At 69.4% G+C, this 17,193-nt stretch carries 17 protein-coding genes; 12 read left to right on the forward strand and 5 right to left on the reverse strand.

The genetic code is table 11. From position 1 onward, the window contains the following. The first annotated feature begins 8 nt into the window (after nt 1–8). Nucleotides 9–1,115, forward strand: a complete 1,107-nt coding sequence (locus AMK34_RS24095) for an NAD(P)H-dependent flavin oxidoreductase (protein WP_037343648.1) — start codon at nt 9–11, stop codon at nt 1,113–1,115. A 159-nt stretch (nt 1,116–1,274) separates the two neighbouring features. Here the strand turns inward: AMK34_RS24095 and AMK34_RS24100 are convergent, their stop codons facing one another. Further along, entirely contained in the window at nt 1,275–2,081 is an 807-nt protein-coding gene (locus tag AMK34_RS24100) for a S1 family peptidase (protein WP_038515905.1), read from the reverse strand. Nucleotides 2,082–2,407: 326 nt separating this feature from the next. On the opposite strand from AMK34_RS24100, the gene AMK34_RS24105 reads away from it, so the two are divergent. From AMK34_RS24105 to AMK34_RS24145, 9 genes are all read left to right on the forward strand, one after another. Continuing rightward, entirely contained in the window at nt 2,408–3,184 is a 777-nt protein-coding gene (locus AMK34_RS24105) for a GntR family transcriptional regulator (RefSeq protein WP_016332909.1), read from the forward strand. A gap of 181 nt (nt 3,185–3,365) precedes the next feature. Beyond that, nucleotides 3,366–4,478: a TIGR03364 family FAD-dependent oxidoreductase gene (locus AMK34_RS24110; protein WP_073846865.1), complete on the forward strand. Its 1,113-nt coding sequence runs from the start codon at nt 3,366–3,368 to the stop codon at nt 4,476–4,478. Continuing rightward, nucleotides 4,472–5,146: a phosphonatase-like hydrolase gene (locus AMK34_RS24115; protein ID WP_073847173.1), complete on the forward strand. Its 675-nt coding sequence runs from the start codon at nt 4,472–4,474 to the stop codon at nt 5,144–5,146. Before AMK34_RS24110 ends, AMK34_RS24115 begins: the two co-directional genes overlap by 7 nt. Nucleotides 5,147–5,162: 16 nt before the next feature. Beyond that, nucleotides 5,163–6,182 (forward strand): 2-aminoethylphosphonate ABC transporter substrate-binding protein, encoded by a 1,020-nt coding sequence (locus tag AMK34_RS24120; protein ID WP_037343652.1) that lies wholly within the window; start codon nt 5,163–5,165, stop codon nt 6,180–6,182. Further along, a complete protein-coding gene (locus tag AMK34_RS24125) occupies nt 6,179–7,240 on the forward strand; it encodes an ABC transporter ATP-binding protein (RefSeq protein ID WP_073846866.1) in 1,062 nt (353 codons plus the stop codon). The genes AMK34_RS24120 and AMK34_RS24125 overlap by 4 nt, the downstream gene beginning before the upstream one ends. Then, on the forward strand, nt 7,237–8,094 hold the full coding sequence (locus AMK34_RS24130; protein ID WP_038515896.1) for a 2-aminoethylphosphonate ABC transporter permease subunit: 858 nt from the start codon (nt 7,237–7,239) through the stop codon (nt 8,092–8,094). Before AMK34_RS24125 ends, AMK34_RS24130 begins: the two co-directional genes overlap by 4 nt. Further along, nucleotides 8,072–8,869, forward strand: a complete 798-nt coding sequence (locus AMK34_RS24135; protein ID WP_073846867.1) for an ABC transporter permease — start codon at nt 8,072–8,074, stop codon at nt 8,867–8,869. Before AMK34_RS24130 ends, AMK34_RS24135 begins: the two co-directional genes overlap by 23 nt. A gap of 36 nt (nt 8,870–8,905) precedes the next feature. Next, complete coding sequence (locus AMK34_RS24140; RefSeq protein WP_073846868.1) at nt 8,906–9,376, forward strand: hypothetical protein; 471 nt, start codon at nt 8,906–8,908, stop codon at nt 9,374–9,376. Nucleotides 9,377–9,544: 168 nt separating this feature from the next. After that, on the forward strand, nt 9,545–9,952 hold the full coding sequence (locus AMK34_RS24145) for a hypothetical protein (RefSeq protein ID WP_038515886.1): 408 nt from the start codon (nt 9,545–9,547) through the stop codon (nt 9,950–9,952). 315 nt (nt 9,953–10,267) lie between these two features. On the opposite strand, the gene AMK34_RS24150 is transcribed toward AMK34_RS24145, so the two are convergent. The 4 genes from AMK34_RS24150 to AMK34_RS24165 all read right to left on the reverse strand — a co-directional run bounded on the left by AMK34_RS24150 (nt 10,268) and on the right by AMK34_RS24165 (nt 15,520). Continuing rightward, a complete protein-coding gene (locus AMK34_RS24150) occupies nt 10,268–11,926 on the reverse strand; it encodes a fumarate hydratase (RefSeq protein ID WP_073846869.1) in 1,659 nt (552 codons plus the stop codon). 392 nt (nt 11,927–12,318) lie between these two features. Beyond that, on the reverse strand, nt 12,319–13,350 hold the full coding sequence (locus AMK34_RS24155; protein WP_016332919.1) for a sigma-70 family RNA polymerase sigma factor: 1,032 nt from the start codon (nt 13,348–13,350) through the stop codon (nt 12,319–12,321). 248 nt (nt 13,351–13,598) lie between these two features. Further along, complete coding sequence (gene dtd / locus AMK34_RS24160) at nt 13,599–14,024, reverse strand: D-aminoacyl-tRNA deacylase (RefSeq protein ID WP_063273711.1); 426 nt, start codon at nt 14,022–14,024, stop codon at nt 13,599–13,601. Beyond that, nucleotides 14,024–15,520: a DUF7782 domain-containing protein gene (locus AMK34_RS24165; protein ID WP_073846870.1), complete on the reverse strand. Its 1,497-nt coding sequence runs from the start codon at nt 15,518–15,520 to the stop codon at nt 14,024–14,026. The genes dtd and AMK34_RS24165 overlap by 1 nt, the downstream gene beginning before the upstream one ends. Nucleotides 15,521–15,547: 27 nt before the next feature. Here AMK34_RS24165 and AMK34_RS24170 point away from each other — a divergent pair, with 27 nt between their 5' ends. Both AMK34_RS24170 and AMK34_RS24175 read left to right on the forward strand, forming a co-directional pair. Then, nucleotides 15,548–16,813 carry an amidohydrolase gene (locus tag AMK34_RS24170; RefSeq protein WP_073846871.1) on the forward strand — a complete coding sequence of 422 codons (1,266 nt, stop codon included), beginning with the start codon at nt 15,548–15,550 and terminating at the stop codon, nt 16,811–16,813. A 17-nt stretch (nt 16,814–16,830) separates the two neighbouring features. Next, nucleotides 16,831–17,184, forward strand: a complete 354-nt coding sequence (locus AMK34_RS24175; protein ID WP_038515872.1) for a DUF3099 domain-containing protein — start codon at nt 16,831–16,833, stop codon at nt 17,182–17,184. Nucleotides 17,185–17,193: the final 9 nt, after the last annotated feature.

Consider the following 17,193-nt stretch of genomic DNA (forward strand, 5'->3'; position numbering starts at 1 on the left):
GGAGTTACATGCGGACGTCTCTGTGCGACCGGCTCGGGATCGACCTGCCGATCGTCGGGTTCACTCCGTCCGAGCACGTGGCCGCGGCGATCAGCCGGGCGGGCGGGCTCGGCGTGCTGGGCTGCGTGCGGTTCAACGACGCGGCCGAACTCGACGCCGTCCTGTCCTGGATGGACGAGAACACCGGCGGGAAGCCGTACGGCGTCGACATCGTGATGCCGGCGAAGATCCCGGCCGAAGGGACGTCGATCGATCTCGCGAAGCACATCCCGCAGGAGCACCGCGACTTCGTGGAGCGGACGCTGCGCGACCTCGCGGTGCCGCCGCTGCCGGACGACACCGACGAACGCGCCGGTGTGCTGGGCTGGCTGCATTCGGTCGCCCGGTCCCATGTCGAGGTCGCGCTGAAACACCCGATCCGGTTGATCGCCAACGCGTTGGGGTCACCGCCGGTGGACGTCATCGAGCAATGTCACGCGAAGGGCGTGCCGGTCGCGGCGTTGGCCGGCAAGGCCGAGCACGCCGTCCGGCACGTCGACAACGGCGTCGACATCGTTGTGGCACAAGGCTATGAGGCGGGCGGACACACCGGCGAGATCGCGTCGATGGTCCTGCTGCCCGAGGTGGTGGACGCCGTCGGCGACCGGGTCCCGGTGCTCGCCGCGGGCGGGATCGGCTCGGGCAGGCAGGTCGCGGCCGCGCTCGCGCTGGGCGCGTCCGGGGTCTGGATGGGCTCCTTCTGGCTCGCCACCGAGGAATACCTCCAGACCATGGGGGAGTCCGAAGCGATGCAGCGGGCACTGGTCGCGGCGGGGTCGTCCGACACCGTCCGCACGCGGATCTACACCGGCAAACCGGCGCGGCTGCTCAAGACGCGGTGGACCGAGGCGTGGGCCGCGCCCGACGCGCCCGAGCCGTTGCCGATGCCGTTGCAGAACCTCTTGGTCTCCCACGCGCACAACCGGATCCACCACGCGGCGGATCCGAGCGTGGTCTCGATGCCGGTGGGGCAGATCGTCGGGCGGATGGACCGGGTGCGCCCGGTCGCCGACGTGATCGCGGAACTCGTTTCGGGGTACGAAGAGACACTGTCGCGTTTGGACAAGACCCGCTGACGCGTGTCAGGTGAGCTGAAGGGGACTTTGCCCGCGTGCGATGCGGGGAAAGTCCCCTTCGCTTCGACTCCGCCGGTTGACGGTTCCCTGAAAGAAGAAAGCCCCCTCCACCACGCCGTTGTGGTGAAGGGGGCTTTCATGGCATGCCGTGCGGTGGAACTACAACCCGGCGGCCGCGTTCTTGATCGCGGTCGCGAAGGTGCTCACCTCGGTGTAGACGCCGGGAGCGTGCGCCCGCGCGCAGCCTTCGCCCCAGCTGACGATGCCGACCTGGATCCAGGCCCCGGCGCTGTCGCGGCGGAACATCGGGCCGCCCGAGTCACCCTGGCAGGTGTCGACGCCGCCCGAGTTGATGTTGCCCGCGCAGATCTCGGCGCTGTCGATCAGGTCGGCGTAGCTGCCGCCCTGCGCCTTGCAGGTCGAGTCGGAGACGAACGGGACGGTGGCCTTGAGCAGGTACCGCTGCTGCGCGCCACCCTCGGTCGCGGCACCCCAGCCGGCGACGGTGAAGGTGCCGCTGTTGTAGGCGGTCGAAGTGGCGATCGGCAGCGTCGGGATACCGCTGACCGGGCTGGCGAGCTTGATCAGCGCCCAGTCACCACCGGTGGAGGTGGGGTAGGTCGGCGACCGGTACACGTAGGTCGACTTGACCTTCTTGGCCGCCGTGCTCTGCAGGTCCACCACGCCGAGGGTGGCGGTGATACCCGTGTTGGCCCCGGTCCGCGACACACAGTGCGCGGCCGTCAGCACGATCTGCGGGGTGTAGAGCGCACCGCCGCAACCCATGGAAAGCCTGACCATCCAAGGGAATTCGCCCTGAGCGGCCCGGGTGCCACCGACCACGTCGGTGGACGGCGGCTGCGCGGCGGCGGCTTGCGGAGCCGTGGCGAGGCCCGCCAGGGTTCCGGCCGCCGCGACGGCGATCAGGGTCTTTTTGAGCAGGCTGAACCGACGCTTGATGTTCAAGGGTTCATTCCTTCCGGCTGTCCACAGTGGAGGCAGGGAGACTGACTGCGGCCAACTGACTACAGCAGGTGGGCACACACGGGGACAACCAACTTTCTTCGGATCTTTCGGCCGATGGTGGTGATTAACGGACGTCCGGTCCTGGTCGCCGACGAATGGCGTAGGCCGGAGCGCCCAACGCCTCTACTCCCAGGCCGTGATCGCCGGAACCGCCGGAAGGCTGAACGACCGCCGAGGGGTGCCCTTTCGGCCACGAGTGTGAGCGTGGCATGAACACTTCGTTCGGGTCAGTACAGGCATGGGGAATCGGGCCTAGGATCTGGATCGTGAAAGCGCGTTCGCCTAGACTGCATCCCCCCGCCGACGGCCCGGTTCGGGACGGAATTCCCGAGCACGGCCGCATTCCCCGCTATTACGCGGTCAAAGTCGATCTGCTCGACGTGATCTCCGAATTAGGCCAAGGGGCGGTACTTCCCACCGAAAGGGAACTGTCCGAAAGGTTCGAGGTTTCCCGTGCGACGGTCCGTCAGGCCGTCGGCGAACTCGTGCTGGAAGGGCGGCTGAGCAGGCGGCAGGGGAGCGGCACGTACGTCGCGGGCCCCAAGCTCGTCCAGCCGCTCGCCTTGGTGAGTTACACGGAAGGACTCAGGAGGCAGGGCATTCAGCCGGGCCGGAATTTGATCTCTTTGGAACGCCGTGAGGCGGGTCCGTCGCTGGCTTCGGAACTGGAAATCGATCCCGAAGACGACGTCATCCACATCGAACGGGTACTGCTCGCCGACGACGAGCGGGTCGGGCTGGAATCGACCTATCTCACCGCCGCGCGATTCCCGACGCTGATGGATGTGTTCGATCCCACACAGTCGCTCTACGCCTGTTTGCGGGAAAGGCTGGGGGTGGTCTTCGACGGCGCCGAGGAGCGGGTCGAGACCGTGCTCGCCACCCCGCGGGAGGCGCTGCTGATCGGGACGAACCCGGCACTGCCGATGCTGTTGATGCACCGGACCTCGTGGGGGACCGACGGGGTCCCGTTCGAACGTGTCCGTTCGCTGTTCCGCGGCGACCGGCTCTCCTTCGAGACCCGACTGGGCCGCGTGGAGTAGCCACCCACGCATTCAGTCCTCTGAACGCGATATTTGCGGATTCAACGACCGCATTCAGAGGACGAAACGCGGAGTAAAGTAACGCGAAGATAACAGGTCTGGTCCACATTTCGGAGGCACTTCACCTGGGGTTAGGGCGGGGGTCACGGAGCGTTGGTGCGCGCAGGCGAGCGTCTGCGGTGTGCGAATCCTCATCATCGGCGGCGGAGTGCTCGGCACCCAGCACGCCTGGCAGGCCGTCGAACGCGGCCACGACGTCGTCCAGATCGAACGGGAACCCGAGGCCAGGGGCGCGTCCGTGCGCAACTTCGGCCTGGTCTGGGTCGGCGGCCGCGCCAGTGGTCCCGAACTGGAGACGGCCGCCAGGGCGCGAGTGCTGTGGGAGCGCATCGGCGAACGCGTCGAAGGGATCGGCTTCCGGCCGAACGGCTCGCTCACCGTCGTCCGCACCGAGGCCGAACTCGCCGTCGCGCGGGCGGCCGCCGACACAGTCGAAGACCGCGGCTTCAAGTTGCTCGACGCCGCCGAGACCCGCGAACTGAACCCGGCCCTGCGCGGCGAATTCCTCGGCGCGCTCTGGTGCGACCGCGACGCCGCCGTCGAACCGCGCGTCGCCCAGCCCGCCCTCCGCGCCGAACTCGCGAAGAGCGGCCGCTACACCTGGGTGCCCGGCCGCGAGATCCGCGACCTGACCGACCGCGGCGTCGTCGACGACACGGGCGAGACCCACGAGGGCGACGTCGTGGTGCTGTGCACCGGAGCCTGGACCGGCGGCCTGGTCAAGGAGCTCGCCGGGACGACGCCGGTCCGCCGCGTGCGGCTGCAGATGGCCCAGACCGAGCCGCTCGGGGAAACCCTCACCACCACGGTCGCCGACGCGGACAGCTTCCGGTACTACCCGGCGTACCGCGGCGAGGCGCTCGACGGCCTCAACGCGGGCCAGCCGCAGGGCGAGGTCGCCGCGGCCGCCAAGATGCAGCTGCTCATGGTCCAGCGCCTCGACGGCTCGCTGACCATCGGCGACACCCACGAGTACGACGAGCCGTTCTCCTTCGACACCACCGAAGCGCCGTACGACCACCTCGCCGAGGTCGCCGGGGCGCTGCTCGGCCGGCCGCTGCCGCGGATCACCCGCCGCTGGGCGGGGGTCTACGCCCAGACCACCGACACCTCCCGGATCGTGCACCGCGCCCGCGTCGCGGACAACGCCTGGCTCGTCACCGGGCCGGGCGGCCGCGGCATGACCTGTTCCCCCGCCATCGCCGAAGACACCGCCGAGGAGCTGTCCTGGTGAACACCGAACTCGTCGTCCTGGACATGGCAGGCACCACCGTCGCCGACGACGGCCTGGTGATCCGCGCCTTCACCGCCGCGATCGCCGCCGCCGGAGTGTCCGAAAAGGACAGCCGCTTCCCCGGCATGCTCGACTACGTCGTCGAAACGATGGGGCAGTCCAAGATCGTCGTCTTCCGCGCCCTGCTCGACGGCGACGAGGAGCTCGCCCAGCGCGCGAACACCGCCTTCCAGGACGCCTACGGGAAACTCGTTGCCGACGGCCACTGCGAGCCGATCCCCGGCGCCGAGCAGACGATCCAGGAACTGCGCGCCCACGGCGTGAAGGTCGCGCTCACCACCGGCTTCGCGCCGGACACGCAGAACGCGATCCTCGACGCGCTGGGCTGGCACGGCCTCGCCGACGCCGTGCTGGCGCCGGGCGACGGGGTACGCGGCCGCCCGTTCCCCGACCTCGTCCTCGCCGCCGCGCTGCGGCTCGAAGTCACCGATGTCCGCCGCGTCGCCGTCGCCGGTGACACCCCTTCGGACGTCCAGACCGGGCTGCGGTCCGGTGCCTCGCTCGTCGCCGGCGTGCTCACCGGATCGGCGAAGAAGCCGGAACTCGAAGCCGCCGGCGCCACCCACGTCCTCGAATCCGTCCGCGACCTCCCTGCCCTGCTGTCCTAAAAGGAGCTTTGACGACATGAAGAAACTCGCGGCCACCGCCCTCGCCGGTCTGCTCGCCCTCACCCTGGGCGCCTGCGGCGGGACCGCCGGTGGCGCGTCCGGCGACCAGACCGTCACGCTGTACACAGTGGACGGTCTGGAGGACTGGTACGCCCAGCGCATCGAGGAGTTCAAGGCCAAGACCGGGATCACCGTCCAGGCGGTCACCGCCGGATCCGGCGAGGTCGCCTCGCGGGTGGAGAAGGAGAAGGCCAACACCCAGGCCGACATCCTGGTCACGCTGCCGCCGTTCATCCAGCGGGCCGCGTCGCAGGGCTTGCTCGCCGCCACGGCACCCGCCGGGATCGACCAGGTTCCCGCCGGGCAGAAGGACGGCCAGGGCCGCTACTTCGCCCTCATGAACAACTACCTCAGCTTCATCCGCAACCCGCAGGCCTCGCCCAAGACCTGGGACGACCTCCTGTCCCCGTCGCTCAAGGGCAAGCTCCAGTACTCGACCCCCGGCGAAGCGGGCGATGGCACCGCGGTCCTGCTGCAGCTGCAGCACGTCCTCGGAGATCAGGGCGCGCTCGACTACCTCGCCAAGCTCGAAGCCAACAACGTCGGCCCGTCGTCCTCCACCGGCAAGCTCCAGCCGAAGGTGGCCAAGGCCGAGATCCTGGTGGCCAACGGCGACGTCCAGATGAACCTCGCCGAGATCGAGAAGAGCGGCGGTTTCGAGGTCTTCTTCCCGGCCGACGCGCAGGGCAAGCGTTCCACCTTCGCCCTCCCGTACTACGCCGGTCTGGTGAACAACGCGCCGCACGCCGAGAACGCCAAGAAGTTCCTGGACTTCCTGCTCTCGCCCGAGGTGCAGGGCAAGGCCGTCGACGCCTTCGGTGCCCCGTCGCGGACCGACGTCACGCCGTCCGGCCCGCGCGCGGACAAAGTGAAGGCGGCCCTCGCCGGAGTCGAGATCTGGCAGCCGGATTGGGACGCCGTCCTCGCGAAGCTCGACGCCGACCTCGCCGCGTACAAGAAGGCCGTGGGCCGATGACCCCGGCGGTCGAATTCCGCGGCGTGTCGGTCCGCTTCGGCCGGACGACCGCCCTCTCGCCACTGGACCTCACCGTGGCGAGAGGGGAGACGCTGGCGATGCTCGGGCCGTCCGGTTCCGGCAAGTCGACGGCCCTGAAGGCACTCGCGGGCTTCGTCGTGCCGAGCACCGGCCGGGTCCTGCTCGACGGCGAGGACGTCACCGCGCTGCCGCCACACCGGCGCGGCCTCGGCGTGGTCGTGCAGAGTTACGCGCTGTTCCCGCATATGCGGGTCGAGGCCAACGTCGCTTTCGGCCTCAAGGCACGGAAAACGCCCCGTGCCGAGACGGCGGGCCGGGTCGCCGAGGCATTGGAACTGGTCGGGATGGGCAAGTACGCCCGCCGTTACCCCCGTGAGCTTTCGGGCGGGCAGCAGCAGCGCGTCGCGCTCGCGCGGGCGTTGGCGATCCGGCCGCGGGTGCTGCTGCTCGACGAACCACTGTCCGCTTTGGACGCCGCCCTGCGCGAGGACATGGTCGCGGAACTGCTGCGGCTGCGGGCCGAACTGCCCGACACCACGCTGATCTACGTCACCCACGACCAGGGCGAGGCGCTGGCGCTGGCCGACCGGATCGCCGTCATGCGCGACTCGAAGCTCGTCGAACTCGGCCCGAGCCGTGAGCTGTATCAGCGGCCGTCGACGGAGTTCACCGCGAGCTTCCTCGGCGCGTCCAATCTCCTCCCGGTCGAGCTGATCCAGGCGGACGGCACCAGGGTCCGCCTCGGCGACCGCGAACTGGCGGCCGATCCGTCCGGGACCTTCCGGGCGGGCCAGCCGGTCGCGCTCGGCGTCCGGCCGCACCGGGTCGGGATCACCGCGGCGGACACCCCCGGCGCGCTGCCCGCGGTCCTGCGCGGTGTCCAGTGGCGTGGCACGGGTTTCCGGCTGGACCTCGAATTCGCACACGACGGGAACGAGGTCCGCGCCGAGGTGCCGGACATCGACGGCCTTCCGAACGTGGGGCAGCGCGTCGGAGTGTCCATTCCGGACGGTTGCCCGCTGGTGGGCGTCGGATGACCGGCCTCGCGCTCGCCACCACGGCGGCGGCACCGGCGCGGCGACAGGAGAAACGACCCGGTCGCGGTTGGCTCCTGCTGCCGCCGGTGCTCGTCCTGCTCGGCTTCTTCGGCTACCCGCTGGTGCTGGTCGTCCTGCAGTCGCTGGAATCGAAGACGGGCGAGTTCGGGCTTTCGGTGTGGCTGGACGTCCTGGGCTCGGCGGAATTCCGGGACGCGGCCTGGAAGACCGTCGCGCTCGCGCTCGGCGCCACCGCGGGCTGTGTGGTGCTGGGAACGTTCCTCGCGCTGGTGATCGCGTTCGTGCCGTTCCCCGGCGCGCGGACGCTCTCGCGGCTGGTGGACACCGTGCTCGCGTTCCCGTCCTTCCTCATCGCGCTCGCGTTCACCTTCATCTACGGCAGCGCCGGCATCCTGGGCGCGGGCGGGTTCCTGTACTCGCCGTTCGGGATCCTGCTGGCGGAGATCACCTTCTACACGCCGTTCGTGATGCGGCCCGCGCTCGCCGCGTTCGGCCAGGTGTCGTCGGCGCAGATGGAGGTCGCGGCCAGCCTCGGCGCGAAACCCGGCCGCGTGCTGCGCCAGGTGATCCTGCCGGAGGCCTTGCCGTCACTGGCTTCCGGAGCCTGCCTGACCATGCTGCTGGCGATGAACGAGTTCGGCATCGTGCTGTTCCTCGGCGCCAAGGACGTCACGACGCTGCCGATGCTGGTCTACGGCAAGGGGATCGTCACGTTCGACTTCCCGCAGGCCTGTGTCATCGCGGTGGTCAACGTCGTGTTCTCCCTGGCCCTGTACGGAACCTACCGGCGACTGACGAAGGGAGGCGGCCGTGCTGCTGTGGACCAGGCGTAGCCGAGTCCTACTGTGGGTGGTGTTCGCTGTGCTGTTCACCGCGATCGTGCTGGCACCGCTGCTGATGATCGTGCTGGCGTCGGTCGCCGGCAACTGGACGGGACTTCTGCCGGGCGCGCTCACCGGCTCGCATTTTGCGCAGGCGCTGTCGGGGGAGACGTTCGCGAGTCTCGCGGTGAGCATCCAGACGGGTGTCATCGCGTCGCTGGTGTCGGTACTGCTCGGCACGTGGGCCGCGCTCGCGTCGCGGTCGGCGCCGCCGAAGCTGCGCAAGGCCGTCGACACCCTGTTCCACCTGCCGATCGCGGTGCCGTCGGTGGTACTGGGGCTGGCGCTGCTCGTCGCGTTCAGCCGTCCGCCGCTCGCCTTCAACGGCACGCGCTGGATCGTGCTGCTGGGGCACGTGATGATCCTGCTCCCGTTCTCCTACAGCACGGTCTCGGCCGCGATCGCGCGGATGGATCCGCTGCTGGCACAGGCGGCGGCGAGCCTCGGCGCGTCCCCGGCCCGGGTGTTGCTGCGGGTGCGGCTGCCGGTGCTGCTGCCGTCGATCTCGGCGTCGGCGAGCCTCGCGCTGGCGATGTCGATGGGCGAACTGGGCGCGACGATGATGCTGTACCCGCCGGACTGGCGGACGCTGCCCGCGAGCATCTTCGCGCTCACCGACCGGGGGCAGGTGTTCCTCGCGTCGGCGAGCACCGTGCTGCTGCTGGCCGTCACGCTGGCCGGGGTGGTGGTCCTCGGGCTGGCGCGCGGCCGCGCGGCACAGCGGTGATGCAACCATTCGTCCGCTTCGTTCCGTCTCGACACCATGATGAACGCAGCGAAGACGCTGGGTGCGGTGATCGTGCTCGCCGCGACGACGGCGGCCTGCGGCGCGGGCGGCCCCGGAGCTCCGGCGAACACGAGCACCCCTCCGGTCGTCACCACACCTTCGGATCTGCCCACCTCGCTCCCGGCGAGCCCGCCGGTCGCGAAACCGCCGATGTCCCGGCCGACCGTCGGCCCGCCGCCCTCGGACAAGATGCTGCCGCCGTCCCAGGTCGAGACCCAACTGCCCGTACAGGTCAGCGCCGAGAACGACGGCCTGGCCGTGCACATCGAACTGAGCGGCTGCGACGAGGCGAGGGCGAACCTCGCCGAGGAGAACGCGCAAAGGGTCGTGGTCACCGTGACCATCGACCACGCGAAGCCGGGGCAGATGTGCCCGCAGGTGATCCGCTACGCCGTCCTGCCGGTGAAACTCGCCCAGCCGCTCGGCACCCGGAAGGTCGTCGTTTGACCGGGTTCGGGATGCAACCCGATGGCGGCTTCGTTCCGTCCCAGTCACATGAGGTACTTAACGAATGCCATCGGCCTTGGCCTGATCGTCGTTGCGGTATCCGCCTGCGGGGCGCAGAACCAGGCGGCGGAACCCGCGGCCGGACCCGGGAGCGGCACCCTGAGTACCGTGCCGCCGTCCCCGACCGCGCCGCCTTCGTCGTCGGTTCCCGCGCCGACCAGCAAGCCGGGAAGCCAGCCGGGTGTGCCCGGCGCGCCGCGCCAGGAGGTGCCCGAAGGCAGCACCAAGCTGCCGGACAAGCAGCTCGACGCGTCGGCACTGCCCGCGGACTATCCGCGTGAGGTGTACACCAGCAATGGCGGGACGATCCTGAACATCCGCGGCCAGGAAGGCGGCTGCGGGCACGCGACGGCGGAGGCCGCGCAGCAGGACGGGACCAGGGTCACCGTCAACCTGACCGAACTGAAGGGCCAGACCGGCCAGATGTGCACGATGGACATCCGGCATCCGGTGATCTCGGTGGCGCTTTCGGCGCCGCTGGGGGAACGGACCGTGGTCCTGAAGCAGATGCGCTGACCCCCAACGCGCGCTATGAAAGGTCCTTTCCTTGCAAATTTTGCAAGGAAAGGACCTTTCATAGCGTCCTGCACCTGACGAACGTACATGAAGGCCCCCTTCACTGCGTCTAGCGCAAGGAAGGGGGCCTTCATGTACTGCGACATGGTGCGAAGGTCGAGTTTCCTCGGCTCAGCCGAGGGAAGGGGGCCTTCACGCGCAGCCGTTGCGACTGTTGGTGCGTTCGGGGCGAACGTGACGATCCATCGAGTCCGTGAAGGCCTCCTTCCCTACCCTGAAGGTAGTGAAGGAGGCCTTCACGGACAGGATCGTGGACTACCGGAAGCTGATCTGCAGCACCGGTTCCGACGTGGCCTCGAAGAAGTCGTTGCCCTTGTCGTCGATGACGATGAACGCGGGGAAGTCCTCGACCTCGATCTTCCAGACCGCTTCCATCCCCAGCTCGGCGTACTCGAGCACGTCGACCTTCTTGATGCAGTCCTGCGCGAGCCGCGCGGCCGGGCCGCCGATCGAGCCGAGGTAGAACCCGCCGTGCTCGTTGCACGCGGCGGTCACCTTCTTGGACCGGTTGCCCTTCGCCAGCATCACCAGCGAACCGCCCGCAGCCTGGAACTGCTCGACGTAGGAGTCCATGCGGCCCGCGGTGGTCGGTCCGAAGGAACCCGACGCGTAGCCCTCGGGCGTCTTCGCCGGGCCCGCGTAGTACACGGGGTGGTCGCGAAGGTACTGAGGCATCTCTTCACCCGCGTCGAGCCGCTCGGCGATCTTCGCGTGCGCGATGTCTCGGGCGACGACGAGCGGACCGGTCAGCGACAGGCGGGTCTTCACCGGCAGCTGCGAGAGCTGGGCGCGGATCTCGGCCATCGGCCGGTTCAGGTCGACGGTCACCACCTCGTCGGACAGGTCGTCCTCGGTGACGTCCGGCAGGAACTGCGCCGGGTCGCGCTCCAGCTGCTCCAGGAACACGCCGTCGGCGGTGATCTTCGCCTTCGCCTGGCGGTCGGCCGAGCACGACACGGCGACGCCGACCGGGCAGGACGCGCCGTGGCGCGGCAGGCGGATCACGCGGACGTCGTGGCAGAAGTACTTGCCGCCGAACTGCGCGCCGATGCCGAACTGGCGCGTCATCTCCAGCACCTGCTGTTCGAGGTCGACGTCGCGGAAACCGTGACCCAGCTCGGAACCCTCGGTGGGCAGGTCGTCGAGATAGCGGGCGGAGGCCAGCTTCGCGACCTTCAGGTTGAACTCCGCCGACGTGCCGCCGACGACGATCGCGAGGTGGTACGGCGGGCAGGCCGCGGTGCCGAGGCTGCGCAGCCTCTCGTCGAGGAACTTCGCGAGGCGCTTCGGGTTCAGGACGGCTTTCGTTTCCTGATAGAGGAACGTCTTGTTCGCGCTGCCGCCGCCCTTGGCCATGAACAGGAATTCATAGCTCGGGTCGCCTTGACCGTCTTTGTGATAGAGCTCGATCTGCGCGGGCAAGTTGGTGCCCGTATTGCGCTCATCCCAGAAATTCACCGGCGCCATCTGCGAATAGCGCAGATTCAACTCCTGATAGGCGTCGAAAATACCGCGCGAGAGCGCGCGCTCGTCGTCGGCGCCGGTGAGCACGCCTTCGCCGCGTTTGCCGATCACGATCGCGGTGCCGGTGTCCTGGCACATCGGCAGGACGCCGCCGGCGGAGATCGCCGCGTTGCGCAGCAGGTCCATCGCGACGAACCGGTCGTTGCCGCTGGCCTCGGGATCGTCGACGATCGCCCGCAGCTGCGCCAGGTGTGACGAGCGCAACAGGTGCTGGATATCGGTGATCGCGGTCTTGGCGAGCTTGGTCAGCGCCTCGGGCTCGACCTTGAGGAACTTCCGGCCCGCGGCTTCGACGACCTCGACACCTTCGGTGCCGATCAGCCGGTACTCGGTGCGGGTGTCCTTGGCGAGCGGAAGGACTTCGGTGTGCTGGAACGTGGTGGGCGCCACTGCGCGGGCTCCTTTGCCGGCATCGGGAACCCGCTCACGGTACCCAAGCCCGGTCAAGACGCCCGAGAGGCCACGGCTGACGTAACCGAGGCCACTGCGGGCGGGTGCTGGGTCCCGTGGGTCGTGAGTGGTAAGTGTCGTTAGAACGACACTTACCACTCACGACCCACGGGACCGCATGCAATTCCCGCCCTGCATTTTGTCGCCGCTCCCCACAAATAGTTCGGGAGGCCGGGCCCACCCCGACGGACCCGACCTCCCGGGGAAAGCGATCCGGGCGCGAACACCCGACCGCGAAGACTTTTTACCTGCTCGACGGTCTCGTGACGCAGGTCATAAGTCAACGCTGCCGAACGGGTGTTGCTTTTTCCGCGCCGAAAGGCTCTGTGCCACTACGAAGCGTAGGCGCGCAGGCGGTCCGCCCGCTCACCCTGACGCAGCTTCGACATGACCTCTCGCTCGATCTGCCGAACGCGCTCACGGGAAAGCCCGAAGTGCTTGCCGATCTGGTCGAGCGTGCGCGGCTGGCCGTCGTCGAGGCCGTAGCGCAGACGGATCACCTGGGACTCGCGGTCGTCCAGCGTCGCGAGCACGCGGCGCAGGTCGTCCTGGAGCAGACCGGAGATCACGGCGCTTTCGGCGTCGGTCGCCTCGGAGTCCTCGATGAAGTCACCGAGCGGGGCGTCCTCCTCGGTGCCGACCGGCATGTCGAGGCTCACCGGGTCACGCGAGTGGTCGAGCAGGTCGGAGATCTTGTGCGCCGGGATACCCGATTCGGCGGCCAGCTCCTCGTGGGTGGCGTCCCGGCCGAGCTGCTGGTGCAGGTCGCGCTTGATGCGGGCCAGCTTGTTCACCTGTTCCACCAGGTGGACCGGCAGCCGGATGGTGCGTCCCTGGTCGGCCATCCCCCTGGTGATGGCCTGGCGGATCCACCAGGTGGCGTACGTCGAGAACTTGAACCCCTTGGAGTAGTCGAACTTCTCCACCGCGCGGATCAGACCCAGGTTCCCCTCCTGGATCAGGTCGAGCAGCGGCATCCCCCGGCCGGTGTAGCGCTTCGCGAGCGAGACCACGAGGCGGAGGTTGGCCTCCAGTAGGTGGTTCTTCGCGCTGTGGCCGTCACGCACGAGGGCGGACATCTCCGAACGCCGCTTCGGCGTGAGCCCCTCGGCGGTGTCCAGCATGTGCTGGGCGAACACGCCGGCTTCGATGCGCTTGGCCAGCTCGACCTCGTCGGCGGCGGACAGCAGCGCCGTCTTGCCGATTCCGTTGAGGTACACGCGAACGAGGTCCGCGGCCGGGCTCTGGGCGTCGAGGTCGGCGTCGGTGAGCGCCCCCGTGCTCACCGGCTCCTGGGTGGATTGCGCCGGGATACGGCGCTCGCGAATCCCGCGCGCTTCGCGTTCGAGAGTCTGGACTGACATTCTGCCTCCCCGGTCACGGGCTGAACGTGCTGCGATGTGTCCGCCGGATCCGCCTCGGCGTAACAGGCCCTGTGGAAAACCCGCTACTCCTCGTCGGCCCAGCTTGGCTGGACACTTGGCTCAACGCCGGGAGGTCCGAAAACGTTCCCGGCCGCTACAGAGGAGACGGGCGGCTGACCTGGGGCGTTGCTCGACCAACCCTGAGCTTTTCCTGAGAATGCCCGTGCCCAGGGAGAGAGAAACATGGTCTAGACCTCTATGAGGAGGGTGAACGGACCGTCGTTCACGCTCCGGACCGCCATCATGGCCCCGAACCGGCCGGTTTCGACCCGGGCCCCGCGTTCGCGCAACGCGTCGACGACGGCCGTCACGAGCGGTTCGGCGACCTCGGGCCGGGCGGCCGCGGTCCAGGAGGGACGGCGGCCTTTGCGGGTGTCGCCGTAAAGGGTGAACTGGCTTACGACGAGAAGGGGTGCGCCGGTGGTGGCGCACGACTCCTCGTCGCGAAGTATGCGAGCTTCGTGCAGTTTGCGGGCCATCGTCGGCACCTTGGACACGTCGTCGTCGACGTGGATCCCCAGCAGCACCAGCAAACCCGGCTCGTCGATGGCGCCGGTCACCTCGTCTCCGACGGTCACGCTCGCCTCCGTGACCCTCGCCACCACCGCCCGCATCAGACGGCGGGCAGCAGCATGCCGTGCCGGACCAGTTCCCGGACGACGGGGAGCGCGGCCTCGGCCAGTTCCTCCGGTTCCAGGCCCTGAGCGGCCGCCAGGAGCACGATCAGATCCTCCAGCGGCAAAGCGCCCTGGCAACCGGCGAGCAGCCGTGTCGCGAGCTCGTCCACTTCGTGCGACCAACCGGGACCGTCGGTGCGATGCAGCCGCTGGACGGTCGTGGCCCAGCCCTCTTCACGCGGCTCGGCGACGCTCTCCAGAAGAACGGTCTCCGGGACCCGGAACCGGACATCGAGGAGCGAATCCCCGTTGGTGCGAAGCCATTCCACCCGGTCCAGCCAGTTCGCGGCCTCGGCGCCCAGCGGGTCGTCGTAGGCCTGGCGCAGGTCCTCGCACACGATCGTCGGGGTCGCGCCGTCCGCCCGGCGGAGGGTGACGAAGCCGAAACCGATGCCCTGGACGTCGTTCTCGGCGAACCAGTCGAGCCACGCGCCCGATTTCGCGCGGCCTTCGGGGGAGCGGGGGTCGATGCCCGCGTCACGCAGCCACGTGCCGACGTAGAGGCCCGGATCGGCGATGTCCCGCTGGACGAACCACGCGTCGGTCTCGGCGGGCAGCCAGCGGGTCACCCGATCGCCCCAGTCCTCGCCCTTCACGTGCAGCCAGGACGCCAGGAGCTGGCCGGTGCCGCCGTCGTTGAGGAACCCGGGCAGCTGCCGCACCACGAGCGCGCTGGCGTCGTCACCGGCGAGACCGGAGTCGCGGTAGGTGTAGTCGACGCGCGGCGGGCCCACCACGAACGGGGGATTGCAGACGATCTGGTCGAACCGGCGCCGCGCGACCGGCGCGAACCATTCGCCCCGGACGAGTTCGACGTCCAGTTCGTTGAGCCGGAACGTGGCCGCGGCGAGCGCCAGCGCACGGGCCGAGACGTCGGTCGCGGTGACCTTCTTCGCGTGCCGGGTGGCGTGCAGCGCCTGGACGCCGTTGCCCGTGCCGACGTCGAGCAGGCTGCCGACCTCGCGGCGGCTCGTGGCCCGGATCAGGCTGAGGGAGGCGTGCCCGACGCCGAGCACGTGGTCTTCGGGCACGGTGCGGCCCAGGATGTCGGCGTCGAGGTCGGCGACGACCCACCACGAGCCTTCGTCGTCGCCGTGCGGGCGGACGTCGAGACCGGCGCGGTAGCCGTCGGCCACGGGCACGAGCAGGGTGACGGCGACCGCGTCATCGAGGGAAAGCGGCGCGAACGCGGCCTCGACGTCCTTCTCCGGTTCGGTCGAGCCGAGGAGGAACAGCCGGATCAGCGTGCCGAGTTCACCCGCGTCGCGCGTCGCGCGGTAGGCGAGTTCGGGTTCGCCGCGTCCGAGGGCACCGTGCGCGGAGCCGAGGGCTTCGACCACGCCGTCGGTGTCGTAACCCGTCCGGCGGAAGGCGTCGCGGAGCCTCGCGCAAACGTCGTCGGACAGGTCGGGGAGGGCCGCTCGTGTGCTCACGGTGGGTAATACTGCCAGGATGAGGTCGTGAGCCTCGAAAGTGTCCTGGCACCGCTGCAGGCGGCGCTGCCCGGACTGGAAGACCTGTACATCGACCTCCACCGGCATCCGGAGCTGTCGTTCGCCGAAACCCGCACCGCCGCCGAACTGGCGCGGCGCCTGGAGGCCGACGGTTACGAGGTGCACACCGGTATCGGGCGCACCGGCGTCCTGGGCGTGCTGCGCAACGGCCCCGGCCCCAAAGTCATGCTGCGCGCCGACATCGACGCGTTGCCGGTCGAGGAGAAGACCGGCCTGCCGTACGTGAGCACCGCGCGCGGGGTCGACGCCGACGGCCGCGACGTGCCGGTGATGCACGCCTGCGGCCACGATATGCACGCCACCTGGCTTTCCGGCGCCGCCTCGCTGCTCGCGGCCGGACGCGAGCACTGGTCCGGCACGCTGATGGTCGTCTTCCAGCCGGGGGAGGAGGCCGGGGACGGCGCCGCCGGCATGGTCCGCGACGGCGTCTTCGCCCCCGCCGGCAAGCCCGACGTGGTGCTCGGCCAGCATGTCGTGCCCGGTCCCGCGGGCTGGGTGCTGACCAGGCCGGGCGTGATCATGGCGGCCACCGACGCGCTCCGCATCACCCTGCACGGCCGGGGCGGGCACGGCTCGCGCCCCGAGACCACGGTGGATCCCGCCGTGCTCGCCGCGTCCGTGGTGCTCAAACTGCAGACCATCGTGTCGCGGGAGATCTCGGCGACCGAATCGGCGGTGGTGACCGTGGGGTCGCTGCACGTCGGCACCGCGCACAACATCATCGCCGACCACGCCGTCCTCGAGGTCAACATCCGGTCTTTCGACCAGGCGGTGCGGGAGAAGGTCGTCGCGGCGGTCGAACGGATCGTCCAGGGCGAGGCGGCCACCGCGGGCGCGCCGAAACCGCCGGAGATCGAGCGGATCGGCGCGTTCCCGGTCACCGAGAACGACGACGCGGCCACCGAGGGCCTCACCGCCGCCTTCCGCGACCACTTCGGCGAAGGCCGGGTGATGCCCGCGCCGCTGGTCACCGGCAGCGAGGACTTCAGCGAATTCGGCCGCGCCGCCGGGGTGCCGTCGGTGTTCTGGCTGGTCGGCGGCCTGGACGAGGGCAAGGTGATCGCCGCGATGACCGCCGGGCGTTTCGAACAGGACATCCCGTCGAACCATTCGCCGCTCTTCGCGCCGATCCCGCATCCGACGCTTTCGGCCGGCGTCGAGACGCTCGTGGTCGCGGCTTTGCACCGGCTCACCCACCCGGGTGTCGGATGAGCCCGGCGAGTGGGAGCATGGAAGCCGGAGGTGGTGCTGTGAACGCGCCCGCCCACGGTCCCGAACCGAGGGAACCCGCTCCGGTGCTGATCACCGAAGCCGCCCCGTCCTACGAAGACCAGCTGGCCAAGCGGAAGCGGAAGTACATCATCATGATGTCGTTCCGCATCCCGTGCCTGATCCTCGCCGGGATCTTCTACCAGACCTGGTGGCTCGCGCTGGCACTGATCGCGATCTCGATCCCGCTGCCGTGGATCGCCGTCCTGGTGGCCAACGACCGTCCGCCGCGCAAGAGCGAGAAGGTCAACCGGTACCAGTCGGAGCCGACGCGGATCGAAAGCTCCGGTCACCGCGTCATCGACGGCGGCTGACTCGTTTCG

It is taken from the genome of Amycolatopsis sp. CB00013 (assembly GCF_001905755.1).
Lineage (GTDB): Bacteria > Actinomycetota > Actinomycetes > Mycobacteriales > Pseudonocardiaceae > Amycolatopsis > Amycolatopsis japonica.

Excerpts from the sequence above, each read along its gene's own strand:
- AMK34_RS24130 (WP_038515896.1), top strand. The coding sequence starts at position 7,237 with ATGACCGGCCTCGCGCTCGCCACCACGGCGGCGGCACCGGCGCGGCGA.
- AMK34_RS24155 (WP_016332919.1), bottom strand. The coding sequence starts at position 13,350 with ATGTCAGTCCAGACTCTCGAACGCGAAGCGCGCGGGATTCGCGAGCGC.
- AMK34_RS24120 (WP_037343652.1), top strand. The coding sequence starts at position 5,163 with ATGAAGAAACTCGCGGCCACCGCCCTCGCCGGTCTGCTCGCCCTCACC.
- AMK34_RS24140 (WP_073846868.1), top strand. The coding sequence starts at position 8,906 with ATGATGAACGCAGCGAAGACGCTGGGTGCGGTGATCGTGCTCGCCGCG.
- AMK34_RS24175 (WP_038515872.1), top strand. The coding sequence starts at position 16,831 with ATGGAAGCCGGAGGTGGTGCTGTGAACGCGCCCGCCCACGGTCCCGAA.
- AMK34_RS24095 (WP_037343648.1), top strand. The coding sequence starts at position 9 with ATGCGGACGTCTCTGTGCGACCGGCTCGGGATCGACCTGCCGATCGTC.
- dtd (WP_063273711.1), bottom strand. The coding sequence starts at position 14,024 with ATGCGGGCGGTGGTGGCGAGGGTCACGGAGGCGAGCGTGACCGTCGGA.
- AMK34_RS24125 (WP_073846866.1), top strand. The coding sequence starts at position 6,179 with ATGACCCCGGCGGTCGAATTCCGCGGCGTGTCGGTCCGCTTCGGCCGG.